Source organism: Tessaracoccus sp. MC1865 (assembly GCF_017815535.1).
Classification (GTDB): Bacteria; Actinomycetota; Actinomycetes; order Propionibacteriales; family Propionibacteriaceae; genus Arachnia.
This window is the reverse complement of the sequence record NZ_CP072596.1, coordinates 566,429-591,431: the sequence shown is the minus strand read 5'-3', so window position 1 is coordinate 591,431 and position 25,003 is coordinate 566,429. Positions and strand designations below refer to the sequence as shown.

Here is a 25,003-nt window from a genome sequence, read left to right as displayed (position 1 = left end):
CAACTATGTTCAAGACCGTCCGGGTGGCCCTCGCGGCGCTCGTCGCCGTGACCGGCGCCGTCGTGCTGGCCCCGAACGCTTCGGCTGAGCCCGTCGTCGACGTCTACTCCACCCCCGGTGTGCATGAAGTCAACGGCCGCCAGTGGCGCACCGGCTGCGAGCCCTACTCCGTCACCCAGCGCTGTCGCACCGAGATCATGGCCACCGTCGTGTCCTGGGACGGCGCCAAGTTCGTGCAGAAGAACGGCTGGGTGTTCAACAACCTGACCTACCTGCCTGCACCGGTGGCGACGTGGAAGGGCAACCCTCTCGCCACGCACAACATGAACGGGTTCGTCAGCGGCGGCCGCAACTGGCGCACCGAATGCAACACGGCCACCACCGGCCAGGGCGGGTGCCGCTCCTACATCCAGGCTGACGTGATCGCCAAGACCGTGAGCGGCTTCCAGTGGCAGACGCAGTGGGTCTTCAACTCGATGGTCCGCTTCAGCACCACCGCCCCGGCGCCCACCGACCCCCAGGAGATCCCGATCTCGGCGAGCGATGCGCCCGCGATCGCCGGCTGGGAGAAGACGGCGGTCGACGGCATGATCTTCTACGACAAGGACTCGGGCACGCGCTACGCGCTGGTGATGGCCGTGGCTGTCGGAGAAGTTGAGGGCGGCGAGTCCTACTTCATCGGCGACATGACCAACCTCGAGAAGGTCGGCACCGCCACGTGCGGCACCATCTCTGATGTCGATGAGGAGAGTGGCGAGGCCTTCACGATGGAGGCCTGCGTGCTGACCACGCCGAAGTACGGCGTCGTCCTGGTGATCGCCGAGAGCGCCATCAAGGCTGAACTCCACGAGGTCACGGCCGCGTTGGACGCCAAGCTTCCCTGATCCTCGCAGCACCCACGACGGGCCCCCGAGCTTCCCGCCCGGGGCCCGTCGCGGCTGGCGCCCGACGCCGCTCGTCAGGACCTGCGGGCGTGCAGGTGCTCGATGATGCCCGCGTGGCTGCGACCGCTGTCGACGATCTGGACCCCGCTCATGCGCTCCAGCTTCGGCAGCGGCCGCCGCGTCCAGTATTCGCCGTTGGTGCGTTTGGTCACGGCCTCCAGCGCCCACTGGAGGGCGTGCAGAACGGGGTTGGTCGACACGATGTGGTCTGCAAGCAGGATCCGGCCGTTGGGGCGGACCACCCGGACCAACTCCGCGAGGGCACGGTCGTCGTCGCCCACCCCGCACATGGCGAACGTGGACACGACGGTGTCGAAGGTGCCGTCGGCGAACGGGAGGTCCTGGGCGTCGCCCTCCACGAGCGTGACTTCGCGGCCGGTTCGCGCTGCACGGGCGCGGGCCTCGTCGAGCATGGAGGCGCTGATGTCGAGGCCGGTGATGGTGATGTCGTCGGGGTAGTGCGGGAGGTTGAGCCCGGTGCCGATGGCGACCTCGAGGGTCTCACCCACGGCACGCTCGCCCACCCAGCGGCGGCTGGCGGCCATGAAACGACCCTCCAGCGGCGCGACCATCTGGTCGTAGCGCGCGGCCGTGGTGTCCCAGAGTCGCCGTTGGCGGTCTTCAGGCGTGGTCATGGACCCCAGTGTTCCACGCGGCCCGAACCCGGCGGGGTGTCGGCCGTCCGTCAGCAGCCGTCGGGGCCGCAGGCGTCGCCCGCCTCGCCTTCGATGGTGATGAGGCTGGGGGTCTGTTCCGACGCCACGGTCTGCAGCACCTGGGCGAACACCTCTGCCGGCTGCGCACCGGAGACGCCGTACTTGTTCTCGAAGACGAAGAACGGCACGCCCTGCACCCCGATCTGACGCGCCGCCATGATGTCGTCCTCGACGGCGCGGTCCAGCTCGGCGGAGTCGACGGCGGCGCGGGCCTCCGACTGGTCCAGTCCGGCTTCGGCCCCGAGCCGCGTCAGCACCTCGACGTCGCTGATGTCCTCGCCGTCGATGAAGTGCGCCGCCAGGAGGGCTTCCTTGAGGGTGTCGGTGCGGTGGTCGCCGTCGGCCCGGTCCGCGGCCTTGGCGGCCTGCAGCAGGCGGTGCGCCTTGCGCGAGTTGGCCACGACGAGGCCGTCGAAGTCGTACTCGAGGCCCTCCCCCGCGGCGTTGCCCTTGACGTGCTGAAGCATCTGCTCCACCTGGGGACGTGCGATGCCCTTCATCTCGACGAGGTAGTCGACCTCGGAGCGGTGGTCGTGCTCGGGCAGGCTGGGATCCAGTTGGTAGGAGCGCCAGGTCACGTTGACCTGGTCCTGCTGCGGGAACTCCGCAAGGGCCTTCTCGAAGCGGCGCTTGCCGATGTAGCACCACGGGCAGGCGATGTCGGACCAGATCTGAACGTCGATACTCACATTTTCAACCATACAGGACGCCGGGTTGACCGCTACGCGTGTCCGCAGACTCAGAGGTCCAGCTGCGCGTCGCGCACCAGCAGGGCGAGCTGCACCCGATTCTCCAGGCCCAGCTTCAGCAGCGCGCGCGACACATGCGCCTTGATGGTGGCCAGGCTCAGGTACAGCGACTGCGCGATGACGGTGTTCGAGTCGCCTCGCGCCACCGCGCGGGCCACTTCGAGCTCCCGCTCCGTGAGGAGTTCCAGCTGGGCGCGAGCCCCATCCCGCTGCCCTCCCCCGCCGGTGGCCACCGCGTGCATCAGCCGCGCCGTGACCGACGGCGACAACACCGGCTGGCCGGCCGCCGCTTCGAGGATGCCGGCGACGAGGCGGTCCGGCGGGGTCGTCTTCAGGAGGTATCCGCTGGCACCGGCCCTCAGCGCCTGCGCGACCGAGTCGTCGCCGTCGAAGGTGGTGAGCACCACGACGTGCGGACCCTCGCTGTCACCCCGCGCGGACCTGATCTGGGCCGTGGCGGCGACACCGTCCAGCACCGGCATCCGGATGTCCATCAACACCACCTGGGGAGCCAGCTCGGCCACCCGGCGCAGCGCCTCCCGGCCGTCCGCGGCCTCCCCGACGACGAGCACCTCTTCCGCGCCGCCCAGGATCGCTTTGAGCCCCGCCCGCACCAGCGGCTCGTCGTCGACCAGCAGTACCTTAACCGGTTCCATCATCCACTCCATGGCAGGTGGGCGCGCACCACGAAGAAGCCGTCCTCGGATGCGTGTACCAATGTTCCGCCCGCCAGCGCCACGCGTTCCGCGAGGCCGAGCAGCCCCATGCCGGTGCCGTCGACCTGGGCGACTGCGCCGGCTGCGGGCAGCGGGTTGGTCACCACAATATCGAGGCTCACGCCCTCCGTGCCGCCCACCTGGAGAGTGACGGGCAGGCCGTTTGCGTGCTTGCGGGCGTTGGTGAGGCATTCCTGGATGACCCGGTAGGCGGTGCGGCTCGTGGCGGCGGGCAAACCGTCGAAGTCCGGCATGGCCCCCACCGCGGCGACCCTCGTGCCGGCGCGCTGCGCGTCCTCGATGAGCAACGGCAACAGGTCCAGGGTGGGCTGCGGCGGGGCGGTGGCCGTCAGTTCGCCACCCCGCAGCACGCCCAGCACGTCGCGCAGTTCGGCGACGGCGTGGTCCGCGTTGTCACGGATCACGCCCGCATGTTCGGCCACCTGCGAAGGCTCGAGGTCCGAACGGAAGGCCAGCACGTTGGCGTGCACCCCGATCAGCGAGATCCGGTGGGCCAACACGTCGTGCATCTCCTGCGCGATCCGGGCGCGCTCCGCCGTGCGCGCCTGGGTCTCGCGCAGGGTCTGCTCGCGCTCCAGGGTGGCGGCCCGTTCCCGGAGGGAGGCGACCAACTCCCGTCTGGCGCCCCGGTACGCTCCCCAGGCCCACGCGGCACCGAAGATGACCAGCGACACGACGACGGACATGATCTGGTCCGCCAGGCTCCCGGCGGCGGGCCAGAAGATGTGGTTGACCGCCACTCCCGCGGCCAGCACGGGGCCGGTAACCGCCAGGTCCGTCCATCGTCTCCTTGACGCGATGGACACCAGGCAGACGGCCGCCGCAGGCATCCCGAAGCTCGTCACGGCGAGCGCTGCCGACGCGAACACCGCCACGGGCAGGGGCCACCGTCGGCGGAGGAGAAGCGCACCCAGCACCAGCAGGCCGGTGAGCAGGTCGATCGCGAGCCACACCTCGCTGACGGGCTGCGCCAGGACGGTGACCTGACCGGTGATGTCCAGTGCGGGCCGGCTGGGTGCCTCGCTCGCTTCGAGCCTGATGCCGAACATCACCATCCCCAGGAGCAGGGCCACGCTGAACCGCCAGACCTCGCCCCACAGGTGCGCCAACCGTCGGGCGCCGGGGTGGTGGCGGAGGGTGGACGGGCTCATGCGGCCAGTCTAGGGAGCGGCCCGGCCCGGGGTCGTCCGGCCGAAGTAGGGAGCCGGGCCCTACCAAAGGTGCAGGCGGGAACGGTCCCTTCGCCCTCCCCACTCGAGCCGTCCGGCCGATTCGGCCACGCCGCACCGACCGCGAGGCTGGAGCCATGATCACCGTCTCGAATCTCACGAAGAAGTACTCCTCCACCACCGTCGTCGACGACATCTGTTTCCGCGCCGAAGCCGGCCGAGTCACCGGCTTCCTGGGCGGCAACGGTGCCGGCAAGTCCACCACCATGCGCATGATCTGCGGGATGACCGCCCCGACGTCTGGCTCGGCCCTCGTGTTGGGGGAGCGGTTCCGCGACCTGGTCAACCCGGGCCGCCGGATCGGCGTCCTCCTCGACGCGGGGGCCCAGCACATGGGCCGCACCGGGCGCGAGGCGCTCACCCTCAGCGCGCTGCAGATGGGCCTGCCCCGACGCCGGGTGGACGAGGTGCTGGACCTCGTCCAGCTGGACAGGAAGGCAGCCGGCAAGCGGGTGGGCGCCTACTCCCTGGGCATGCGCCAGCGCCTGGGCATCGCCAACGCGTTGCTCGGCTCCCCCAGCGTGCTCATGCTCGACGAGCCGTCGAACGGCCTGGACCCCTCCGGCATCCGCTGGATGCGCACCCTCCTGCGTAGCTTCGCCGACGACGGCGGCACGGTGCTGCTCAGTTCGCACCTGCTGCACGAGGTCGAGCTCATCGCCGACGACGTGGTGGTCATCGCCGCGGGGCGCATCCTGGCCCGCGGCGACGTGGCCGAGTTCACCGCCGCCGGCTCCCGAAGCCTCGAAGACGTCTTCTTCTCCCTCACCACCGACGCGTCCGCAGCCTGAACCCCAGAGAAAGCGAACTCCCATGACCACCATGCACCTCCCTGTCTCCACCCCCGCCTCCGTCGCCGCCCTGCCGGAGACCCGGACCGCCGGCTTCGCCCACCTCCTCCTGGTCGAGGGGCGCAAGCTGGTCGACACCCGGGCCGGCCGGTGGCTGCTGGCCATCGCGGTGCTCGTGAGCGTGGGCGCCACGGCGCTGGGCGTCGCCTTCTTCCCGCCCGGGGACGTGGGCGACCTGTTCCTCCTCGCCTTCTTCCCCCTGGGACTGATCGTGCCGGTGGTGGCTATCCTCGCGGCAACAGCCGAGTGGTCACAGCGCACGGGACTCACCACCTTCGCGCTCGAGCCGCGCAGGGGCCGCGTCGTCGCCGCCAAGCTCATCGTGTCGCAGGTGACCGGCCTGGCGATCACCGTCGTGTCCACGGGGCTGACCTACGGCGCTGCCGGCATCGGCGCCCTGACCGGCCAGAGCTGGGACGGCTGGGGCCTGAACACCGGCATGCTGGGCGGCGCCACCCTCACCCTCATCCTCGTCATGTTCCAGGCCAGCGCGTTCGGCCTCGTCCTGTTGAACACCCCGGCCGCCGTCGTGCTCTTCTTCGTGGTGCCGCAGCTGTGGACCACCGCCGTCACCTTCGTCCCGTGGCTCAACGAGCGCGCCTCCTGGATCGACCTCAACACCGCCACCGAGCCGCTGATGTCGTCGCTGGACCTGTCCGCGCACCAGTGGGCGCAGGTTTCCTCGGCCACCGCCCTGTGGGTCCTGCTGCCCCTCACGATCGGCACGTGGCGCTTCCTGCGGGCCGAGGTGAAGTGACGCTTCGGCGCTGCGCCCCCGTCGACAGTGCGTCGACGGGGGCTCTGACCGGTAAACTGCCCTCTTGTGACGTTGAAGCTGTATGACACCGCCTCACGAACCGTGCGCGAGTTCGTGCCCCTCGTCGACGGCAAAGTGTCGATCTACCACTGCGGGCTGACCGTCCAGGCCTCCCCGCACCTGGGCCACATCCGCAAGGAGGTCAACTTCGACGTCCTGCGCCGCTGGCTGGAGCACACGGGCTACCAGGTGACCGTCGTGGCCAACGTCACCGACATCGACGACAAGATCCTCACCAAGTCCGCCGAGGAGGGCGTCGAGTGGTGGGCGCACGCGTACCACTTCGAGCGCGAACTGCACGACGCTTACGCCTCGCTCGGCTGCAAGCCCCCCACCTACGAGCCGCGCGCCACGGGCCACATCCCGGAGATGGTCGAGCTCATCGCCGAACTCATCGGCAAGGGCCACGCCTACCCGGCGGCTGACAGCTCCGGTGACGTCTACTTCGACGTCAAGAGCTGGCCCCGCTACGGCGAGCTCTCGGGCCAGAAGGTCGACCAGATGGAGGCCGCCGCCGACGCGGACCCGCGTGGCAAGCGCGACCCGCGAGACTTCGCACTCTGGAAGGGCCACAAGGCCGATGAGCCGCTCACCGCGAGTTGGCCGTCGCCGTGGGGCCGTGGTCGCCCCGGCTGGCACATCGAGTGCTCGGCCATGGCGGGCAAATACCTGGGCGACACCTTCGACATCCACGGCGGCGGCATCGACCTGCGCTTCCCGCACCACGAGAACGAACTGGCCCAGTCGGCCGCCGCGGGGCGCGGCTTCGCGCGCTTCTGGCTGCACAACGCCTGGGTCTCCATGGCCGGCGAGAAGATGAGCAAGTCGCTGGGCAACACCGCGCTGGTCTCCGAGGTCACCAAGGCGTACGACCCCCGCGCCGTGCGCTACTTCCTGCTCTCGCCGCACTACCGCTCCACCATCGAGTTCTCCCCGGCCGACGACGAGACCCGCGGCTCCCTGGCCGAGGCGGAGAAGGCGATCGAACGCATCGACTCCTTCGTCGAACGCTCCCGCGCCTTCCTTCCCGAGGAGGGGTTCGTCGCCTACGCGCCGATGAACGCCGCCGGGTACGAGGCCTTCACGACGGCGATGGACGACGACCTGGGCACCCCCGCCGCCACCGCCGCGCTCTTCGACTCCATCCGCGCCGGCAACCAGGCCATCGCCGCCGGGGACACGGAGAACGCCAGGCTCTACGCCCTCGTCGTGGACAACATGCTGAACGTCTTCGGCATCCATCCCGACGCCCCGGAGTGGGCAGGCCAGGGCACCGACGCAGACCTCACCCCGGTCGTCGACGGCCTGGTGGCCGCTCTCCTCGAACAGCGGGCCAAGGCCCGGGCCGAGAAGGACTGGGCAGCCGCCGACAGCATCCGTGACACGCTGAGCAGCGTCGGCCTCACCATTGAAGACACCCCGTCCGGGCCCACGTGGCACCTCGACAACTGACGAAAGAAGCTCATGGCAGGCAACTCCTCGCGCCGCGGCGCGACCAGCAAAGGCAAGAACAAGGCCGCCGGCTCCGGTGGCCGCATCCGCCGATCCCTCGAAGGCCGCGGCCCCACGCCGAAGGCCGAGGAACGCACGTACCACAAGGCGTACAAGGCCAAGCAGGCCGCGCAGCGACGCACCCCGACGAAGACCACGCGCCAGAAGCCGGTGGGCGCTGACTGGGTAGTGGGACGCAACCCCGTCTATGAGGCGCTGCTCGCAGGCATGCCCGTGAAGCAGGCCTTCGTGGCTGAGGGCTCGGAGCGCGACGACCGCCTCCGCGACATCCTGAAGTTCGCGGCGGACCGTGGCCTGCCCATGCTGCAGGTCACCCGCGCAGAGCTGGACCGTGTCACCGGCGGTGGCCTCGTGCACCAGGGCGTCGCCCTGCAGCTGCCGGCTTACGAGTACGCGGACCCGCAGGACCTCATCGCCGATGCGTTCGAGGCGGACGGCATCATCGTGGCTCTCGACGGCATCACGGATCCCCGCAACCTGGGCGCCATCGTGCGTTCGGCGGCGGCGTTCGGCGCCGTCGGGGTGGTCATCCCGTCGCGGCGTTCCGCGTCGATGACCGCCGCCGCGTGGAAGACGTCCGCGGGTGCCGCGGCACGCCTGCCCATCGCGATGGCCACCAATCTCAACCGCACGCTCGAGCAGGCGACGAAGGCCGGCTTCACCATCCTCGGCCTCGCGGGCGAGGGCGAGGTGCCGATCAGCGGCGCCGCCGGCCTCGACGGGCCGCTGGTGATCGTCGTGGGCTCCGAGGACGAGGGGCTCGCGCGCCTGGTGCGAGACCACTGCGACCAGTTGGTGTCGATCCCGATCGCCAGCGAGGTGGAGTCGCTCAACGCCTCCGTGGCCGCGTCCGTCGCGCTCTACGAGGTCTCGCAGCAGCGCGCCGGCATCACTGAGGCTGTTCCCGGGCAGTGAACTGCACCCCGAACTGCAGCGGGGACGGGGTCGCGGTGAACTGCGCCGCGACCGTCACTCCCCCGGTGTAGAGCGCCTGCAGGGTGCCCTTCGGCTGGAACCGCATGGTGCCGCCTGTGTACGGTCCGGCCAACTGCCAGATGAGGTCCACCGTCGTGGACATCTCGATGTCGTCTGCCGCCACGGTCTCCGGCGCGACCACCTTGTGGTTGACGCCCTCGCTGTCCTCCAACGTGAAGGACTCCGGGCCGCTGAAGCTGTAGGTGAAGCGGGTGTCGGTGAGGCTGGGTTCGAACGTGAGCCGCAGCCTGAGCCACTGCATGCCGGCTGTTGCCCACCCCAGGCCGGGCAGCCACGGCGTCAGGACGCTCGCTGTCGGGTTCGGCGCCAGCGCCACCGCCAACTGCGCCTCGTCCTGCTCGATCTGCAGCGACGGGTCCGGCACGCTGACGATGTTGTGCACGAAGATCTGCCGCTCCGGCTCCACCGTGATGAGATGCCGCTCCCGGAAACCCGTGGTGTCGGCCCACGCCTCGTCCTCGACGGGGGCGCCGGTGAGCAGGTCGAGCGACACGGTGCGCATCTGGTCCGTCACGTCGAGGAACACCGGCGACCCCTCGGGGATGCACAGCATGATGAGCGTCCAGTCGATGTCGTATTCGCCGTCGTCGTTGATGGTGTGCCGCACGAACGGCGCCCCGAGGTCGAACGCGACGTCGCCCACCCTTAGCCGGTGCGCGAGGTCCGCCCCCGGGTCGGGTTGGAACGACGGGACCCCCGCCGCCAGCGTGAAGGCCAGGATCTGGTGGCCCTCCGGCGCCCGCAGCGGAGTGCGGCGCCGCACCTGCATGGCGGTCTGCTGACCGAGCTCGGTGCCCAGGAACACCTGCTCGAGCCGCGCGTCGAAGTGCGGCGTCGAGATGCGTTGGCCCACGGTGCGGGCCTCCTCGATGGACTTCACGCCGTTGTCGCTGGTCTGGATGAAGAAGTCAGGCCGAAGTTCGACGGTGGGATCAACGGACTCCACGGCCTCCGGCGTGCCCTCCACCCACTCGATGGGCTCGAACGAACAGCCGCTCAACCCCACGAGCGCAAAAAGCCCCAGCGCACCACGCCTGTTCACCGACACAGGGTGAAGGGTAACGGATGGGCCGTTCAGGACCTCGGGCACTAGAGTGGGCAGCACGCACCCCTGAATCCAAGGAGAACTGTGAGCGATCTCGAATCGATCTCGTCGGCCTACCGGACCCTGCTGGGCATGATCGAGGAGGTGGAGCCCCGCATCGCTCAGGCGACGCGCCAGGAGCTCACCGACCAGCGCGCGTCGCTGAAGCTCATCGCGTCCGAGAACTACGCCAGCCTTCCCGTGCTCGCCACCATGGGCACCTGGATGAGCGACAAGTACGCAGAGGGCACCGTCGGGCACCGCTTCTACGCCGGTTGCCAGAACGTCGACACCGTCGAATCCGTCGCCGCCGAGCACGCGCGTGAGCTCTTCGGGGCCGAGTACGCCTACGTGCAGCCCCACTCCGGCATCGACGCCAACCTCACCGCCTACTGGGCCATCCTCGCGCACAAGATCGAGTCCCCCGCGCTGGAGGAGTTCGGCGTGAAGGGCGTCGCGGAGCTGAGCGAGGCGGATTGGGAGACCCTGCGCCGCCGCTTCGGTGACCAGCGCCTGCTGGGCATGTCGCTCGACGCCGGCGGCCACCTCACCCACGGCTTCCGCCCGAACGTGTCCGGCAAGATGTTCCACCAGCGTTCCTACGGCACCGACGCCGAGACCGGCCTGCTCGACTACGAGGCCCTGCGCGCGCAGGCCAAGGAGTTCAAGCCGCTCGTGCTCGTGGCCGGTTACTCCGCCTACCCGCGTCGCATCAACTTCGCGAAGATGCGCGACATCGCCGACGAGGTGGGCGCCGTCCTCATGGTCGACATGGCCCACTTCGCCGGCCTGGTGGCCGGCAAGGTGTTCACCGGCGAGGAGGACCCGGTCCCCTACGCCGACGTCGTGACCACCACCACGCACAAGTCGCTGCGCGGCCCGCGCGGCGGCATGGTGCTGGCGACGGCGGAGTACGCCCCGTCGGTGGACCGCGGCTGCCCGCTGGTGCTCGGCGGCCCGCTGTCGCACGTCATGGCGGCGAAGGCCGTGGCGCTCGCCGAGGCCCGCACCGCTGAGTTCCAGACCTACGCGCAGGCCGTGGCGGACAACGCCAAGGCGCTGGCCGAAGGCCTCATGAAGCGCGGCGGCAAGCTGGTCACGGACGGCACGGACAACCACATCGTGCTGCTCGACACCACCGCCTTCGGCCTCACCGGCCGTCAGGGCGAGGCCGCGCTGCTCGACGCGGGCATCGTCACCAACCGCAACTCGGTGCCCAACGACCCGAACGGCGCCTGGTACACCTCCGGCGTGCGCCTCGGCACCCCGGCCCTCACCTCGCGCGGCTTCACCGCCTCGGACATGGACGCCGTCGCGGACATGATCACCGGCGTGCTGAAGGCCACCAAGCCGACCACCACCTCGGCCGGTGCCCCCAGCAAGGCGAAGTACGCACTCGACGATGCGGCGCGCGACAACTCGCTCGCCGAAGCCGAGCGGCTGCTCAACCTGCACCCGCTCTACCCGGGCTTCGAGATCTGATTGTTCAGTCTCTGACCTGAACAGAAAGAGGGGCCGCGATGCAACAGCATCGCGGCCCCTCTTCCGTTTCGGGAGTTCACTGTGCCCTTCCTCAGAGGAGGGGGCGGACCGCCTCCATGATGGGCTGGAGGTCTGCCGGCGCGGCGTCCAGGCTGGTGACGTGGACGGTGCCGTGGTTGGCGCTGTCGAAGACGCAGGCCGACATACCGGACTGCACGCCGCAGTAGGCCGTGCCCGCCTCCACCTCCGTGACGTCCTCCATGATCGACGCGTAATCCGCCGCGCCCTGGTGCGGGGCGGTGGCGTTGACCGTGACACTCTCGAAGGTGTCCTCGGCCAGGGAGCCCCGGCTGTAGATGGCCTGGTCGAAGGAGAGTTCCGTGTCGAGGACGAACTCGCCGATCTCCGCGGGGAGGAGCGCCTTGTCGATGGGGAGTTCCTCGAAGAGGTCGTCCGGGACGTCCTCGACGGAATCCGACGCAGTGGGCGACGCCAAGGGAGTGTCAGAGGTCTGTGCCGCGGGCTCCGAGGTGGCGACAGCCGACGTGGACGCCGGGGTCTCGGTGGGGGTGACGCTCCCGGCGCCGGTGCAGGCCGCACCTAGCCACAGCATCACCAGCGCGCTCACCGTCAGCGCGAGGCGCCTGCCTGCATACGTCATTGCCTTCTCCTTCGTCGGACCGTCGGCAAGATTACCTACCGCCGGGCTCACGCGAGGAGGGCCACCGCGACGGCCGCGACCCCTTCGCCGCGACCCGTCAGCCCCAACCCGTCGGTGGTGGTGGCGGTCACGGTCACGGCGGCACCCAGCGCCTCCGTCAGCGCGGCCTGGGACTCGGCGCGCCGAGCGGCGAAACGAGGCCGGTTGCCGATGATCTGCACGGAGACGTTGCCGATCTCGAACCCTGCGGCGCGCACCCGGCGTGCGGTCTCCGCCAGGAAGGCGACACCGCTGGCCCCGGCCCACTCCGGCTCGGACGTGCCGTAATTGGAGCCCATGTCGCCCAGCCCTGCGGCGCCGAACAGCGCATCACACGCGGCGTGCGCGGCCACGTCACCGTCGGAGTGCCCGGCCAGCCCGGCCGGCTCATCCGGGAAGTGGAGGCCGCCCACCCACAGGGGCACCCCCTCCTCGAGCCGATGCACATCAGTACCAATGCCGACGCGCATCAGTGGTCCTTCCGGTTCTGCAGGATGGCCGCAGCCACGATGAGGTCTGTGGGTTCGGTGATCTTGAGCGCGTCGCGGTGGCCCGCCACGAGGGAGACGTGCATGCCGGCGAACTCGCACACCGTCGCGTCGTCCGTCACTTCAACGCCCTCGGCGGCGACGGCGGCGTGCGCGTGACGCAGGGCGCCCAGGCGCGCACCCTGGGGAGTCTGGACGGCGCGGAGCCTGGCCCGGTTCACGACGACAGAGGTGTCCTCGTCCACGCGACGCACCGAATCGACGACGGGCACCACCGGGATGGCCGCTTCAGCGCCGCGGGCCACGGCGTCTGCCACGGACCGCACCACAGCGGGCGGCACCAGCGCCCGGGCCGCATCGTGCACCAGGACGACGGCGTCAGCAGGCGCTTCCAGGGCGGCGAGGCCGTGGGCCACCGACTCCTGACGCGACGCGCCCCCCTGCACACATTGCACCGGAACGGGCACGCCGTCGAGTTGCTGGTCGAACTCCGCTTCGAAGCCGGCCGGGATGGCGACGACGACGGCGGTGACCCCACCGTCGACCAACGCATCCACAGAGCGGCGAGCGAGGGAGACGCCCTCGAGTTCAACGAGGGCCTTCGGCACGGGCGCACCCAGCCGGGAACCACTACCGGCCGCCACCACAACGGCGACGACCGGTACTTGAGTGTTTGACACGAAGGTTGTCTGAATCAGGAAGCGAGCACTTCGTCGAGAAGCGTCTCGGCCTTCTCCTCATCACAATCTTCTGCGAGCGCGAGCTCAGCGAGCAGGATGGAGCGGGCCTTCGCCAGCATCCTCTTCTCGCCTGCGGAGAGCCCCTTGTCGCGGTCACGGCGCCACAGGTCGCGGACGACCTCAGACACCTTGATCACGTTGCCGGAGTGCAGCTTCTCCATGTTCGCCTTGAAGCGACGCGACCAGTTGGCCGGTTCCTCGGTGTGTTCTGCGCGGAGCACATCGAACACCCGCTCAAGGCCTTCCTGATCGACCACGTCGCGCACGCCGACGAGATCGAGGTTGTCGGACGGGACACGAATCACGAGATCGTTTTGGCCGAGCACACGAAGAACGAGGAACAGTTTGTCCTCGCCCTTGATCGTCCGGTTTTCGATGTCCTCGATGACAGCCGTTCCATGGTTTGGGTAGACGACCGTCTCACCGATCGAAAAAGTCATATCTTGAAGACCACCTTTCCACAGACAATTCTAGCAGGCTCCCTATACACCCGGGGCCTCTGCCCGTAACGGACGGGGTCCGCAAACGCGGAGAGAGGGTCGCACCTGGTGCGGAGACTGGTTACTATGTGCTCACGCATGCCCCTGACCGGAGGACCCATGACCAAGCCCGTGCGCCGTTTCGCGGCCATCACCGTCGCCGCAGCACTCGCCTTTTCGATGAGCGCCTGCACCCGCGCTGGCTGGGTCCCGGATTCCCCGCCGGCCGCAGGCGTGCAGGCCGAGGACAACGGCTACAAGATCCGCAACATCGTCATCGTGGCGGACGACGCGGGTGAGGCGGTGCTGCTCGGCGGCATCCACTCCCGCGACGAGGCCGCGGAGGTGACCGGCATCACGGTGGCCGCCGAGGAGGGCTTCGAGCAGTACGGGGAGCCCGTGGATCTCGGTTTCACCGCGTCGATCCCGCGTGGCAACTCCGTCTACCTCGACGGTTCGGAGACGGCCTTCTCCAACCCGGACCTGGCACTCGGTCGGCTGGCAGAGGTGACGGTCACCTTCGACGGCGGCACCAGCCTGAAGGTCCACACGCCGGTCATGAGCTCCGAGCACGAGGACTTCTCCGAGGCGTTCTCCAACGCTGGCTGACCTCCCCTCGGACCGCGGCACTGCTGGATATGATGCCGCACTTGGCATCAAAGTCAGCAGCGAGCGAAGCGCCTCTGGGTGTGCGGTGCTGGACTCAGGTCCACTGGCGGCTACAAACCCAGCACCCGCGTCAGCCCTCGTACTTGTAGCCCAGGCCGCGCACCGTGATCAGACGCCGCGGTTCGGACGGGTCCTTCTCGATCTTCGAGCGCAGGCGCTTGATGTGCACGTCGAGGGTCTTGGTGTCGCCGACGTAGTCGCTGCCCCAGATCCGGTCGATCAGCTGGCCGCGGGTCATCACCCGGCCCGCGTTGCGCACCAGCAGTTCGAGGAGCTCGAACTCGCGCAGCGCGAACCGCACGTCCTCGCCGTCGACGGTGACCTGGTGGCGCTCGACGTCGATGCGGACGCCCTCCACCTCCACCACCTCGGGCAGCAGCACCTGGTCCATGCCGCGGCGCAGCACCGCACGGATGCGGGCCACCAGCTCGCGGTGGCTGAACGGCTTGGTGACGTAGTCGTCGGCACCCAGTTCGAGGCCCACCACCTTGTCCACCTCGGAGTCGCGGGCGGTGACCATCACGATCGCGACGTTGCCGCGGGAGCGCAGTTGGCGGCAGACCTCGACGCCCGGGATGCCCGGCATCATGAGGTCGAGGAGCACGAGGTCGGCCCCGTTCTTGTCATACTCGGCCAGTCCCTCCGCGCCATCGGCCGCGGTCACGACGTCGAAGCCTTCCTTCCTCAGCATGAAGCTGGTGGCGTCGCGGTACGAGTCCTCGTCCTCGATGATCAGGATGCGGGTCACAGCGCAAATTCCTCCTCCGCCAGGGCGGTGTCTAGTGGATCAGGCCCGAGATAGGCCGGAAGTCTCAAGGTGAAGGTGGATCCCTGCCCGAGCCTGGACCAGACACGGATGGACCCCCCGTGGGCCAGGGCGATGTGGCGAACGATACTGAGGCCCAGCCCGGTGCCGCCAGCGTCCCGCGAGCGGCCGTAGTCCACGCGGTAGAAGCGCTCGAAGATGCGCTCCTGCTCCTCCGCGCTGATGCCGATGCCGTTGTCGGAGACCTTGATGTCGACGAACCGGTCCCCCTCCGCGGTGACCTGCAGGATGCTCAGCGTAACCCGGGCCTGCTCGTGGGAGTAGTTGATGGCGTTCTGCACCAGGTTGCTAACTGCGTCTGCCAGCTGCCACCTGTCGCCGACGACGTAGGTGTGCGCCGTGCGCGCGACGATGAGGCTGACCCCGCGCTTCTCCGCGCGGGCCCGGGAGCGGCTCACCGCCTCTGTAACCACCTCGTGCACGTCGACGATCTCGCGGCTGAGCATGGGGTCTTCCGACTGGAGGCGTGACAGGTCGATGATCTGGTTGACCAGCTGCGCCAGCCGCGACGACTCATGCTGCAGGCGACCGGCGAACCGCTGCACGGCGTCCGGGTCGTCGCTGGCCGCCTCCACGGCCTCCGCCAGCACGCTGAGCGCACCGATGGGTGTCTTGAGTTCGTGCGAGATGTTGGCCACGAAGTCGCGGCGCACGGCCTCGACGCGGCGCTGCGTCGACTCGTCGTCGGCGATCACGAGCACCAGGTCGTCGCCCATGGGCGCGACGCGCGCCTCCAGCTCGAGGGCCTCGGCGCCGGGGTGCACCTCCCGCCGGATGGGGCCGCGGTACATGGTGCCGCTGGCGCGGACCTCCCGGACCTTCTCCAGCAGAGCGGCGAATCCCACGCGGCTCCCCCGCGCGAGGTTGAGCACGATGCCAGGCTCGTTGACGTGCAGGATCTCGTCATGGGGCCCCACCAGCATGGCGCCGGAACGGAGCAGGTCCATCACGATGCGCAGCTCCTCGCTGGCCTCGACGCGGCCCTGGGCCTCCAGCAGCCGGCGACGCGCAAGGCCCCGGCGGATCAGCAGGACGAACGTCACCACCACCAGGGCCAGGAAGGCCCCAATGAGGCCTGCGACCGCGGGATGCATGTGCCACATCATATGGGGCGCAGCGCGATTGGCCAGGTCATCAGACAACCCGGAACGGGCCGATCCGAGACGTGGTACCGATCCTTCACCTGCCGTTCACCGTTCATTCACCGAGATGACACGTCCAGCTAGGTAGACGCCCTAGCCTCGGGCAGGAAGGGTGTCCAGCTAGACTCGGGGCAACCGTGACAAAGGAGTACCGCAGAATGCGTACCAGCTACCATGAGGAACTTAATTCCGTCCTGGACAGCCTCGTTCATATGGCAGATCTCGTCGAGGTCGCCATCATCGAGAGTTCCGAGGCGCTGCTCACGGCAGACCTGGGCCGCGCGGAAGCCGTCATCACCAATGACGCGCAACTGGACAAGATGCACGAGGAGCTCGAGTTCCAGTGCCTGAGCCTGCTCGCGCTCCAGGCGCCCGTCGCCGGCGAGCTTCGCACCATCGTGTCGGCCATCCGCGTCGTGTTCGAACTCGCCCGCATGGGGGATCTGGCCGCGCACATCGCCAAGATCGCCCGCCTGCGTTACCCGGCCCACGCCGTCCCGGAGCGTTTTGAGCCGAACTTCCGCGAGATGGCGAAGATCGCCGAAGAGGTCATCGACGTGGCCCGCTTGTCGCTGGCGGAGCGCGACGCCAAGGGCGCCCAGACGCTGGCCACCATCGACTCCCGCATGGACGACCTGCGTCGCGACCACTTCACCGAGATCTTCAAGGAAGGCTCGGAGATCAGCGTCGAGGGCGCCGTGGACGTTGCGCTGCTCGGCCGCTACTTCGAGCGCTTCTCGGACCACGCCGTCGCCGTGGGTCGCCGCGTGATCTACATCATCACCGGGGAGATCCCCGAGGGTGAAGAGTGGCCCAACGCCTGACCCGGCTGAGCACGGCAGGGGTGTCGCCGCTAATGTTGGGCGTATGACTGCGAAGCTGATCCTGCTCCGTCACGGCGAGAGCGAATGGAACGCGAAGAACCTGTTCACCGGCTGGGTGGACGTCGACATCAATGAAAAGGGCATTGCGGAGGGCAAGAAGGCCGCCGAACTGCTCAAGCAGGAGGGGCTCCTCCCGGATATTCTGCACACCTCCCTGTTGCGCCGCGCCATCCACACCGCCTACCTGGCGCTGGATGGTTGCGACCGCCACTGGATCCCGGTCAAGCGCAACTGGCGCCTGAACGAGCGCCACTACGGCGCTCTGCAGGGCAAGGACAAGGCGCAGACGCTGGAGCAGTACGGCGAGGAGCAGTTCATGCTGTGGCGCCGTAGCTACGACACGCCGCCGCCGCCCATCGACGTCGACGACGAGTTCAGCCAGCACCACGACCCGCGCTACTCGGACATCCCGGAGGCTGACCGTCCCCGCACCGAGTGCCTCAAGGACGTCGTGGCCCGGCTGCTGCCCTACTGGGAAGCGCACATCGTGCCGGACCTGGCCGAGGGCAAGACGGTGCTGATCACCGCTCACGGCAACTCGCTGCGCGCGCTGGTCAAGCACCTCGACGGCATCTCCGACGAGGACATCGCCGGCCTGAACATCCCCACCGGTATCCCGCTCTACTACGAACTGGACGAGGACTTCAAGCCTGTCACCCCCGGCGGCCGGTACCTCGACCCCGAGGCCGCCAAGGCGTCCATCGAGGCTGTCAAGAACCAGGGCAAGAAGTAATCACCACTCCGCATCTCACTCGCAGGCCCCACGTGTTCGTGGGGCCTGCGTTGCTCTGCCTGCTTCTGCTGAGCGGCTGCTTCCCCGGCCCGTCCATCGATTCGCCGGGGGTGGAGACCGCGCAGGTGACGACGGCGGAGGTGGAGACGCCCCCCGCGTCCCAGCCCGGCACCCCGGTGGTCACTGAGGAAGCGGAGGCCCCGGATCCCGACACCATCAGCGCCAGCCCGACGGAAGGGCCTTCGGCGGACGCCGTCGTGGGCGACCTCGTGCCGGTGGCGGGCGTTATCGACGGCGACACCATCGACGTGCTGATCGACGGCGAGCGGACCCGCATCCGCGTCATCGGGATCGACACCCCGGAACGCGGCGACTGCGGCTATCAGGAAGCGGCGAGCGCCATGCAGTCGCTGGTGCAGTCGCGCGATGTGCACATCGAATTCGATCCCACCCAGGGCGACACAGACCGCTACAACCGGTTGCTGCGCCACGTCTTCACGGCCGACGGCGTCAATGTCGCCGAAGAGATCATCGCGCGCGGTCTGGGCCGCGAGTACACGTATGCCGCCCCCTATGCCTATGTCGCGGACCACCTGGCTGCCCAGGCAGACGCCTGGGAACAGGGCCTCGGCGTGTGGGGCGAGACCTGCGACGCGGGGCCACCCTCCGTCGAAACCCCCGCCGAACCCGTCGCGCCGGCGCAGCCGCCCGCGGGCGTCTCCTCGCAGGACTGCCTGATCAAGGGCAACATCAACCGCGAGGGAGAACACATCTACCACCAGCCGGGGCAACAGCACTACGACGACACGAAGATCAACGAGTCCTACGGCGAGCGTTGGTTCTGCACCCCCGAAGACGCTGAGGCCGCCGGTTGGCGCGCCGCGAGACGCTGACCCCCTCGTCGCACCCCCCGCCACTGGGAATACAGTGACAGGCATGAAGACTGCTCTCGTCACCGGTGCCAGCTCGGGCATTGGAGCCGCCACCGCCCGCCAACTCGCCGCCGCGGGCTACCGCGTCATCTGCGCCGCACGCCGTGAAGACCGCATCGTCGCGCTGGCCCAGGAGATCGGCGGCTCCGCCGTGGTGTGCGACATCACCTCGGACGACGACGTGACCCGCCTCGCTGCGGCCGTCGGCGACCGGCTCGACGTGCTGGTCAACAACGCGGGCGGCGCCCTGGGACTGGAACCCGTCGCCGAAGCCGACCTGGACAGGTGGGCGACGATGATCGCGACCAACACCATCGGCACCGCCCGCGTCACCAAGGCCCTGCTGCCGGCGCTGGTGGCCGCCGAAGGCGTGATCGTGTTCGTGACGTCCCTGGCTGCAGACGCCGGCTACGAGGGAGGCGCGGGCTACTGCGCCGCGAAGGCCGGCGAGCGCGCCGTCGTCGAGTCGCTGCGGCTGGAACTGTTCGACCAGCCCGTGCGAATCACCGAGATCGCCCCCGGCATGGTGCAGACCGAGGAGTTCGCGCTCACCCGCTTCGACGGCGACCGTGAGCGGGCGGACAAGGTGTACGCCGGCGTCGCGGAGCCGCTGACAGCCGACGACGTGGCGGACGTGATCGTGTTCATGGCCACCAGGCCGTCGCACGTGAACATCGACCGCCTTGCGATCCGCCCGCGGGCCCAGGCCGCGTCGCACAAGGTGCACCGCACCGCCTGAGCAATTCGTTCCGAGGTCCAGACTCAGTGCTGGGTTTGGCGCCGTCCTCAGGCATAAACCCAGCAGTGTGCGGAGCGGATGTGGCCTGACGACGGCTTCCTGGCGGTCCCGGGCCCCGTCAAGGCGATTTACCCAAACGCTCAGCCGCACTGCGGCTTTCTGCGGTCTACCGGTCCTGGGGCTCCTCCGGGCCCAGTTGCTCCTTCGGATCCGGAGTGCCCTCGAGTGGGCGGCGGCGCATGAGCTTGCCGAGCCAGCCGGTGCCGTCGACGCGGGCCACCTCGCCGTCGGGAAGCTCCACGGTGGCACGCGCAGTGCCCTCCTCCACCTCGCGGCGGGCGGTGCGGCGGCGCACCAGGGCGCGGAAGAACGCGGCGTGCTGCTCGCCCTCGAAGGCGACGGTGTGCCCGTCGTCGGTGGCCCAGCGGATGTCCTCAGCACCCCGGTCTCCGGTGCGCAGGTCGATCAGGTCTCCCAGGTAGCGCATCACCACGGCGATGGAAGCCGCCACCGGAACTGCGAGGAAGGCGCCGATGATGCCGCCCCAGACGCCGCCCAGCAGCACTGCGAGGAGCACGATGACCGGGTGGAGCTGCATGACCCGGGACTGGAGCACGGGCTGGAGGACGTTGCCCTCCAACTGCTGCACCGCGAGGATCAGGATGAGGGTGAACAGGGCGGTGTAGATGCCGCCGGATACGAGCGCGACGAGTACTGCGAGCACGCCGGCCGTGATGGCACCGACCATCGGGATGAAGCCCGCCATGAACGTGATCACGGCCAGGGGGAACGCCAACGGCACCCCGAGCACCAGGAGGCCCAGACCGATGAAGACCGCGTCGACGAAGCTGACGATGGCCTGCGTGCGGACGTAGCCGGACAGGGTGGTCCACAGCCGGGTGAGCAGTTCCGTGGCGTGGAACCCGGCCTTGCGGCCCACGACGCGACGGGTGAAGGCCAGGAACCCGTGGCCGTCCTTGAGGAAGAAGAACGTCAGCACGAGCGTCAGCAGCAGCGTGACGATGGCACTGCCGATGGAGCCGCCCACGTTGAGCGCCTGCCCCACCAACTCGCCGCTCCTGCCCTGGACCCAGTTGAGGCCCTGGTCGATCCAGCTGTTGAGCTGCTCGTCGCGGATGTTGAGGGGCGGGCCGGCGGCCCAGTCCTGCAGCTGCCGGACCCCCTTGATGGCTTGGCCGGACAGGGTGGACCACTGCGACGCGATGCTGGGGGCGATCAACCAGATGAGCCCGGCGAGGGCGCCGAAGCCGCCGAGCAGTGAGATGGCGGCGCCGGCGACGTACGGCACCCCGCGGCCCTTCAGCCAGGCGGTGACGGGCCACAGGACCGAGGCGAACAGGAGCGCGAGCACGACGGGGAGAATGCCGTCCCAGAACCGGGCGGCCAGCCAGCCGATGACGAACAGTGCGGCGGCCATGAGGATCAGGCGGCCGGCCCAGCCCGCGACCCAGCGGCCCCCCTCACCGATGACGTCGGCCCGGTCGACGGGCGCGGAGGGGTCAGGCGATGGCAGCGCGACGAGGGTCTCCTCGTCGAACGGCAACCCCTCAACCGGCCTGGGGTTTGTCGGTTCGCCAGTTCTGTCGTCGCTCACGCGATCTCCTCATCTCGATCTGGGGCAACCTTATCCAAGCCCACAATGCACGACGGGCGCCCCACCCGAAGGTGGGGCGCCCGTCGCTGCGTCGGCTAGAACTCGATGAGGGCCTGGCCGCCCTGCACCGCGTCGCCCGGGGCGACGAGGATGCTGGCGACCTTGCCGGCCGTGGGGGCCGTGATCTCGGTCTCCATCTTCATGGCCTCGAGCACCAGCAGCACCTGGCCGGATTCGATCTCGTCGCCTTCAGCGACGAGGATTCGTGCGACGGACCCCGCCAGGGGCGCGACGACAGCGTTGGAGCTGACAGCGCTGACCGAGGCCTTCGTCGGGATGGGGTTGGAGCCTGCGTTGACGCCGATCACGATCGGCCCCAGACCGGGACGCTCCTCCTCCTCGATCTCGACATCGATTTCGTACTCCGTCTGGTTGACGGTCACCTTGAGCTTCATTGTGGTGTCTCCTTAACGGACGTGCGGGACGGAGCGGTCATGGACGCGGGTTCGGGTGGCGGCGGCCCAACGGGTCTGCGAGCCGTACCGGATGGCGCGCACCCGGGCGCGGTGCCCGAAGTACGCCGCCACCGCGGCACCGATGGCGATGAGGTCCGCCTCGGGGATCTCCTTGGCGGACTGCAGCTCGGAGACCTGCGCCTCCAGCCCCGCGATTCTGTCCGTGAGTTGCGCGACGAGGTCGCGCAACTCCTGCATCTGGGTGTCTTCCATGTCGACTCCGATCACGCAGGGCCGAGGCCGTGCTTCTTGGCCGGGCGGATCTCGCGCTTGCCGATGAGCAGCTCGAGCGCCATGGCGATCTCGCGGCGGGTGTCTGCGGGATCGATGATGTCGTCGACGAGGCCACGGCTGGCCGCCATGTAGGGCGTCGAGAACGTCTCGCGGTACTCCTCCACCAGTTCGGCGCGGCGCGCGTCCTGGTCTTCGGCTGCGGCGATCTCACGACGGAACACGACGTTGGCCGCGCCCTCCGCACCCATCACCGCGATCTCTGCGGTGGGCCAGGCGAACACCTTGTCGGCCCCGAGGTCCTTGGAACACATGGCCAGGTACGCGCCGCCGTACGCCTTGCGCAGCACCACGGTGATCTTCGGGACGGTGGCCGCGGAGTAGGCGTAGAGCATCTTCGCGCCGTGGCGGATGATGCCGTTGTGCTCCTGGGCGACACCGGGGAGGAAGCCCGGCACGTCGACCAGGTTCACCACGGGGATGTTGAAGGCGTTGCAGAAGCGGACGAACTTGCTGGCCTTGTCAGAGGAGTCGATGTCGAGGACACCGGACATGACGCTGGGCTGGTTGGCGATGATGCCGATGGTGCGGCCCACGATGCGGCCGAAGCCCACCACGATGTTCCGCGCCCAGCCGGCCTGCACCTCGAGGAAGTCGGCGTGGTCGACGATCTCGTGGATGATCTCCCGCACGTCGTAGCCCTTGTTGGACTCGACCGGGATGATGCCCCGCAGCTTCTCGTTGGGCTCCACCACGTCGTCGGGGTTGACGACGGGGGCGTCTTCGGTGTTGTTCTGCGGCAGGAAGCTCAGCAGCTTCTGGGCGATCAGGATGGCCTGCTCGTCGTCGTCCGCGACGAAGTGCACGACGCCGGAACGACCCATGTGGGCGTCGGCGCCGCCCAGGTCGTCCTGCGTGACCTCTTCGCCGGTGACCTGCTTGATCACGCCCGGGCCCGTGATGAACATGTGGGCCTTGCGGGTCTGGATGATGAAATCCGTCAACGCCGGGGAGTAGGCGGCGCCACCGGCGCAGGGGCCGGCGATGATCGAGATCTGCGGCACCGCGCCCGAGAGGAGCACGTTGGCGTAGAAGACCTTGCCGTAGCCGGACAGCGAATCGATGCCCTCCTGCACGCGCGCGCCACCCGAGTCGTTGATGAAGACGAACGGGGTGCCGGTGCGAAGCGAGGCGTTGAGGGCCTCGGTCACCTTGATCGAGTGGGCCTCGCCCGCGGAGCCACCCATGACGGTGAAGTCCTGCGAGGCGATGTGGACCGGGCGGCCCATGACGTAGCCGGAACCGGTGACGACGCCCTCGGCGGGCATGTCCGCCTTGTCCATGCCGAAGGTGGTGGTGCGGTTCTTGCGGAACGCCCCCGTCTCCTGGAAGGAGCCCTCGTCGAGCATGGCGGCGACGCGCTCACGGGCGGTCAGCTTGCCCTTGTCGCGCTGCTTCTGGAGTTTGTCCTCGCCGCCGCCCGTCTGCACGTGCGCGCGGCGTTCGGCGAGCTGCGCGAGGCGCTCCTCCATCGTGTGCTGCTTTGCCATGAATGTTCTCCTTAGGCCGGCTCGACGGCAACGCTGTGCGAGCGGCCGGCAATGGTGACGTTGTACTTGACGGGGCCGGTGATGCCGGGGCGCTCAGCGCCGGCCTTCTGGGCGGCCGCTTCGGACTTGAGCTGGGCGTGGGTCTTGCCGACGCTCTTGGGGCCTTCGTCGCGCGACTTGAGGAACTTCGGCGCCACACCCGGGAACATCGCGTTGGTGAGGACGTCCTCCTCGGAGCCGTCGTAGCCGTCGAGGTTCGAGGCGGCCTTGACCAGTTCGTCCCATTCGGGCTTCAAGTGGTCTGCCGGGCGGTCCGTGATGACCTCCTTCTTGGCCTGCGCCTGCGCCAGTGCGACGACCTCGGGGTTGCGCTCGCCGAGGCATTCGCCGTAGTAGCCGAGCATCAGGTCCGCGAATTCACCGGTGAGCACCTTGTAGCGGCCCATCAGCACGTTGAACACGGCCTGCGTGCCCACGATCTGCGACGACGGGGTGACCAGCGGCGGCTGGCCCGCGTCGGCCTTGACCCGGGGCACTTCCTCCATGACCTCGCGGATGCGGTCGCCCGCGCCCTGCGCCTTGAGCTGCGACTCCATGTTGGAGAGCATGCCGCCGGGGATCTGGGAGGAGAAGATGTCGGTGTCGACCAGGGTGGCCGACTCGAATTCCTTGTACTTGGGGCGCACCGTGGCGAAGTGGTCACGGATGCGCAGGAGGCGCTCCATGTCGAGGCCGGTTTCGTAGCCGGTGCCCTCGAGCATCGCCACGAGCGACTCCGTGGGGTTGTGTCCGGGGCCCAGCGACATCGACGAGATCGCGGTGTCCACGACGTCGGCGCCAGCCTCGATGGCCTTCATCAGCGACACGAGCGTCACGCCGGTGGTGGAGTGGCAGTGCACGTTGATCTGGACGTCGCCGTAGGTGTCCTTGATGCCCTTGACGATGTCGTAGGCCTGCTGCGGCTGCAGGAGCGCGGCCATGTCCTTCAGGGCGATGGACTCGGCGCCCATGTCCAGGAGCTGGCCGGCCAGGCGGATGTAGCCCTCAACCGTGTGGACGGGAGAGACGGTGTAGCAGATGGTGCCCTGCGCGTGCTTGCCGACGTTCTTGACGGCCTGCATCGCCTTGGCCATGTTGCGGGGGTCGTTGAGGGCGTCGAACACGCGGAACACGTCCATGCCGTTCTCGGCGGACTTCTCCACGAACTTGTCGACGACCATGTCCTCGTAGTGGCGGTACCCCAGGAGGTTCTGGCCGCGCAGCAGCATCTGCAGCTGGGAGTTGGGCATCAGCTCGCGGAAGGTCCGCAGCCGCTTCCAGGGGTCTTCGTTCAGGAAGCGGATGCACGCGTCGAACGTCGCTCCGCCCCAGCATTCAACCGACCAGTAGCCTGCCTGATCGATGTCTTCGCACGCATCCACCATGTCTTCCATGGCCATGCGAGTCGCCATCAAACTCTGATGTGCGTCGCGGAGCACGAGCTCCGTCACGCCGATCTTTCGCGCTGTCATGGCAACTATCCAATCATGGCCGCCGCGCGCTCCATGAGGCACCCCCGAGAAAGCCGGGTGCCGGGGGAAAGTAGTCTGTTGTGTCGTCCGTTCGCGGACGCTCCGGGTACGCGGAGACAGCAAACGGGACCA

Annotated in this window: 27 protein-coding genes; 11 read left to right on the top strand and 16 right to left on the bottom strand. The window is 68.8% G+C overall.

The annotated features are described in order from the left end of the window. Positions 1–5: 5 nt before the first annotated feature. Positions 6–884: a hypothetical protein gene (locus J7D54_RS02515; protein ID WP_182762415.1), complete on the top strand. Its 879-nt coding sequence runs from the start codon at positions 6–8 to the stop codon at positions 882–884. 74 nt (positions 885–958) lie between these two features. Here the strand turns inward: J7D54_RS02515 and J7D54_RS02510 are convergent, their stop codons facing one another. From J7D54_RS02510 to J7D54_RS02495, 4 genes are read right to left on the bottom strand one after another with little or no spacing between them, the layout of a single operon-like run. Continuing rightward, complete coding sequence (locus J7D54_RS02510; RefSeq protein WP_182762416.1) at positions 959–1,579, bottom strand: class I SAM-dependent methyltransferase; 621 nt, start codon at positions 1,577–1,579, stop codon at positions 959–961. Between the two features lie 50 nt (positions 1,580–1,629). Continuing rightward, the gene (locus tag J7D54_RS02505; RefSeq protein ID WP_209455192.1) at positions 1,630–2,349 is read right to left on the bottom strand and encodes a DsbA family protein; all 720 of its coding nucleotides are present in this window, start codon (positions 2,347–2,349) and stop codon (positions 1,630–1,632) included. A gap of 50 nt (positions 2,350–2,399) precedes the next feature. After that, positions 2,400–3,068, bottom strand: a complete 669-nt coding sequence (locus J7D54_RS02500) for a response regulator transcription factor (protein WP_245244086.1) — start codon at positions 3,066–3,068, stop codon at positions 2,400–2,402. Then, the gene (locus J7D54_RS02495; protein WP_182762423.1) at positions 3,065–4,297 is read right to left on the bottom strand and encodes a sensor histidine kinase; all 1,233 of its coding nucleotides are present in this window, start codon (positions 4,295–4,297) and stop codon (positions 3,065–3,067) included. Before J7D54_RS02495 ends, J7D54_RS02500 begins: the two co-directional genes overlap by 4 nt. 155 nt (positions 4,298–4,452) lie before the next feature. On the opposite strand from J7D54_RS02495, the gene J7D54_RS02490 reads away from it, so the two are divergent. From J7D54_RS02490 to rlmB, 4 genes are all read left to right on the top strand, one after another. Then, on the top strand, positions 4,453–5,166 hold the full coding sequence (locus tag J7D54_RS02490; RefSeq protein ID WP_182762425.1) for an ABC transporter ATP-binding protein: 714 nt from the start codon (positions 4,453–4,455) through the stop codon (positions 5,164–5,166). A 22-nt stretch (positions 5,167–5,188) separates the two neighbouring features. Next, complete coding sequence (locus tag J7D54_RS02485) at positions 5,189–5,983, top strand: ABC transporter permease (RefSeq protein ID WP_182762427.1); 795 nt, start codon at positions 5,189–5,191, stop codon at positions 5,981–5,983. A 66-nt stretch (positions 5,984–6,049) separates the two neighbouring features. Continuing rightward, the gene (gene cysS, locus J7D54_RS02480; RefSeq protein WP_182762429.1) at positions 6,050–7,495 is read left to right on the top strand and encodes a cysteine--tRNA ligase; all 1,446 of its coding nucleotides are present in this window, start codon (positions 6,050–6,052) and stop codon (positions 7,493–7,495) included. 12 nt (positions 7,496–7,507) lie between these two features. Beyond that, on the top strand, positions 7,508–8,470 hold the full coding sequence (gene rlmB, locus J7D54_RS02475) for a 23S rRNA (guanosine(2251)-2'-O)-methyltransferase RlmB (RefSeq protein WP_182762431.1): 963 nt from the start codon (positions 7,508–7,510) through the stop codon (positions 8,468–8,470). Here rlmB and J7D54_RS02470 read toward each other — a convergent pair. After that, positions 8,445–9,593, bottom strand: coding sequence for a hypothetical protein (locus tag J7D54_RS02470; RefSeq protein ID WP_182762433.1), 1,149 nt, complete (start codon positions 9,591–9,593; stop codon positions 8,445–8,447). The two genes, rlmB and J7D54_RS02470, sit on opposite strands and share 26 nt — an antisense overlap. Positions 9,594–9,680: 87 nt before the next feature. On the opposite strand from J7D54_RS02470, the gene J7D54_RS02465 reads away from it, so the two are divergent. Continuing rightward, the gene (locus J7D54_RS02465; protein WP_182762435.1) at positions 9,681–11,117 is read left to right on the top strand and encodes a glycine hydroxymethyltransferase; all 1,437 of its coding nucleotides are present in this window, start codon (positions 9,681–9,683) and stop codon (positions 11,115–11,117) included. A gap of 91 nt (positions 11,118–11,208) precedes the next feature. On the opposite strand, the gene J7D54_RS02460 is transcribed toward J7D54_RS02465, so the two are convergent. The 4 genes from J7D54_RS02460 to J7D54_RS02445 are packed head-to-tail and all read right to left on the bottom strand — an operon-like array spanning position 11,209 to position 13,485. After that, complete coding sequence (locus J7D54_RS02460) at positions 11,209–11,778, bottom strand: hypothetical protein (protein ID WP_182762437.1); 570 nt, start codon at positions 11,776–11,778, stop codon at positions 11,209–11,211. Positions 11,779–11,825: 47 nt separating this feature from the next. Then, positions 11,826–12,287, bottom strand: a complete 462-nt coding sequence (gene ispF, locus J7D54_RS02455) for a 2-C-methyl-D-erythritol 2,4-cyclodiphosphate synthase (RefSeq protein WP_182762439.1) — start codon at positions 12,285–12,287, stop codon at positions 11,826–11,828. Then, positions 12,287–12,985, bottom strand: a complete 699-nt coding sequence (gene ispD, locus J7D54_RS02450) for a 2-C-methyl-D-erythritol 4-phosphate cytidylyltransferase (RefSeq protein WP_182762441.1) — start codon at positions 12,983–12,985, stop codon at positions 12,287–12,289. The genes ispF and ispD overlap by 1 nt, the downstream gene beginning before the upstream one ends. 14 nt (positions 12,986–12,999) lie before the next feature. After that, positions 13,000–13,485: a CarD family transcriptional regulator gene (locus J7D54_RS02445; protein ID WP_076063820.1), complete on the bottom strand. Its 486-nt coding sequence runs from the start codon at positions 13,483–13,485 to the stop codon at positions 13,000–13,002. Positions 13,486–13,644: 159 nt separating this feature from the next. On the opposite strand from J7D54_RS02445, the gene J7D54_RS02440 reads away from it, so the two are divergent. Then, on the top strand, positions 13,645–14,133 hold the full coding sequence (locus J7D54_RS02440; protein WP_182762443.1) for a hypothetical protein: 489 nt from the start codon (positions 13,645–13,647) through the stop codon (positions 14,131–14,133). A gap of 130 nt (positions 14,134–14,263) precedes the next feature. Here the strand turns inward: J7D54_RS02440 and J7D54_RS02435 are convergent, their stop codons facing one another. Beyond that, positions 14,264–14,941, bottom strand: a complete 678-nt coding sequence (locus J7D54_RS02435; RefSeq protein WP_182762445.1) for a response regulator transcription factor — start codon at positions 14,939–14,941, stop codon at positions 14,264–14,266. Beyond that, a complete protein-coding gene (locus tag J7D54_RS02430; protein WP_182762446.1) occupies positions 14,938–16,113 on the bottom strand; it encodes a cell wall metabolism sensor histidine kinase WalK in 1,176 nt (391 codons plus the stop codon). The genes J7D54_RS02435 and J7D54_RS02430 overlap by 4 nt, the downstream gene beginning before the upstream one ends. Before the next feature lie 206 nt (positions 16,114–16,319). Here J7D54_RS02430 and phoU point away from each other — a divergent pair, with 206 nt between their 5' ends. The 4 genes from phoU to J7D54_RS02410 are packed head-to-tail and all read left to right on the top strand — an operon-like array spanning position 16,320 to position 19,449. After that, a complete protein-coding gene (gene phoU / locus J7D54_RS02425) occupies positions 16,320–16,985 on the top strand; it encodes a phosphate signaling complex protein PhoU (protein WP_182762448.1) in 666 nt (221 codons plus the stop codon). Positions 16,986–17,028: 43 nt separating this feature from the next. Beyond that, positions 17,029–17,778, top strand: a complete 750-nt coding sequence (locus J7D54_RS02420; protein WP_182762450.1) for a phosphoglyceromutase — start codon at positions 17,029–17,031, stop codon at positions 17,776–17,778. A 50-nt stretch (positions 17,779–17,828) separates the two neighbouring features. After that, the gene (locus J7D54_RS02415) at positions 17,829–18,671 is read left to right on the top strand and encodes a thermonuclease family protein (RefSeq protein ID WP_209455191.1); all 843 of its coding nucleotides are present in this window, start codon (positions 17,829–17,831) and stop codon (positions 18,669–18,671) included. A gap of 43 nt (positions 18,672–18,714) precedes the next feature. Next, positions 18,715–19,449, top strand: coding sequence for an SDR family NAD(P)-dependent oxidoreductase (locus tag J7D54_RS02410; protein ID WP_182762453.1), 735 nt, complete (start codon positions 18,715–18,717; stop codon positions 19,447–19,449). A 166-nt stretch (positions 19,450–19,615) separates the two neighbouring features. Here J7D54_RS02410 and J7D54_RS02405 read toward each other — a convergent pair whose 3' ends face one another. From J7D54_RS02405 to J7D54_RS02385, 5 genes are all read right to left on the bottom strand, one after another. After that, entirely contained in the window at positions 19,616–21,064 is a 1,449-nt protein-coding gene (locus tag J7D54_RS02405; protein ID WP_182762455.1) for an AI-2E family transporter, read from the bottom strand. A 95-nt stretch (positions 21,065–21,159) separates the two neighbouring features. Continuing rightward, on the bottom strand, positions 21,160–21,519 hold the full coding sequence (locus J7D54_RS02400; RefSeq protein WP_182762457.1) for a biotin/lipoyl-containing protein: 360 nt from the start codon (positions 21,517–21,519) through the stop codon (positions 21,160–21,162). A 12-nt stretch (positions 21,520–21,531) separates the two neighbouring features. Further along, positions 21,532–21,792 (bottom strand): hypothetical protein, encoded by a 261-nt coding sequence (locus J7D54_RS02395; protein WP_076062734.1) that lies wholly within the window; start codon positions 21,790–21,792, stop codon positions 21,532–21,534. An 11-nt stretch (positions 21,793–21,803) separates the two neighbouring features. Next, the gene (locus J7D54_RS02390) at positions 21,804–23,360 is read right to left on the bottom strand and encodes an acyl-CoA carboxylase subunit beta (RefSeq protein WP_182762459.1); all 1,557 of its coding nucleotides are present in this window, start codon (positions 23,358–23,360) and stop codon (positions 21,804–21,806) included. An 11-nt stretch (positions 23,361–23,371) separates the two neighbouring features. Next, a complete protein-coding gene (locus J7D54_RS02385; protein WP_182762462.1) occupies positions 23,372–24,871 on the bottom strand; it encodes a methylmalonyl-CoA carboxytransferase subunit 5S in 1,500 nt (499 codons plus the stop codon). Between the last annotated feature and the right edge of the window lie 132 nt (positions 24,872–25,003).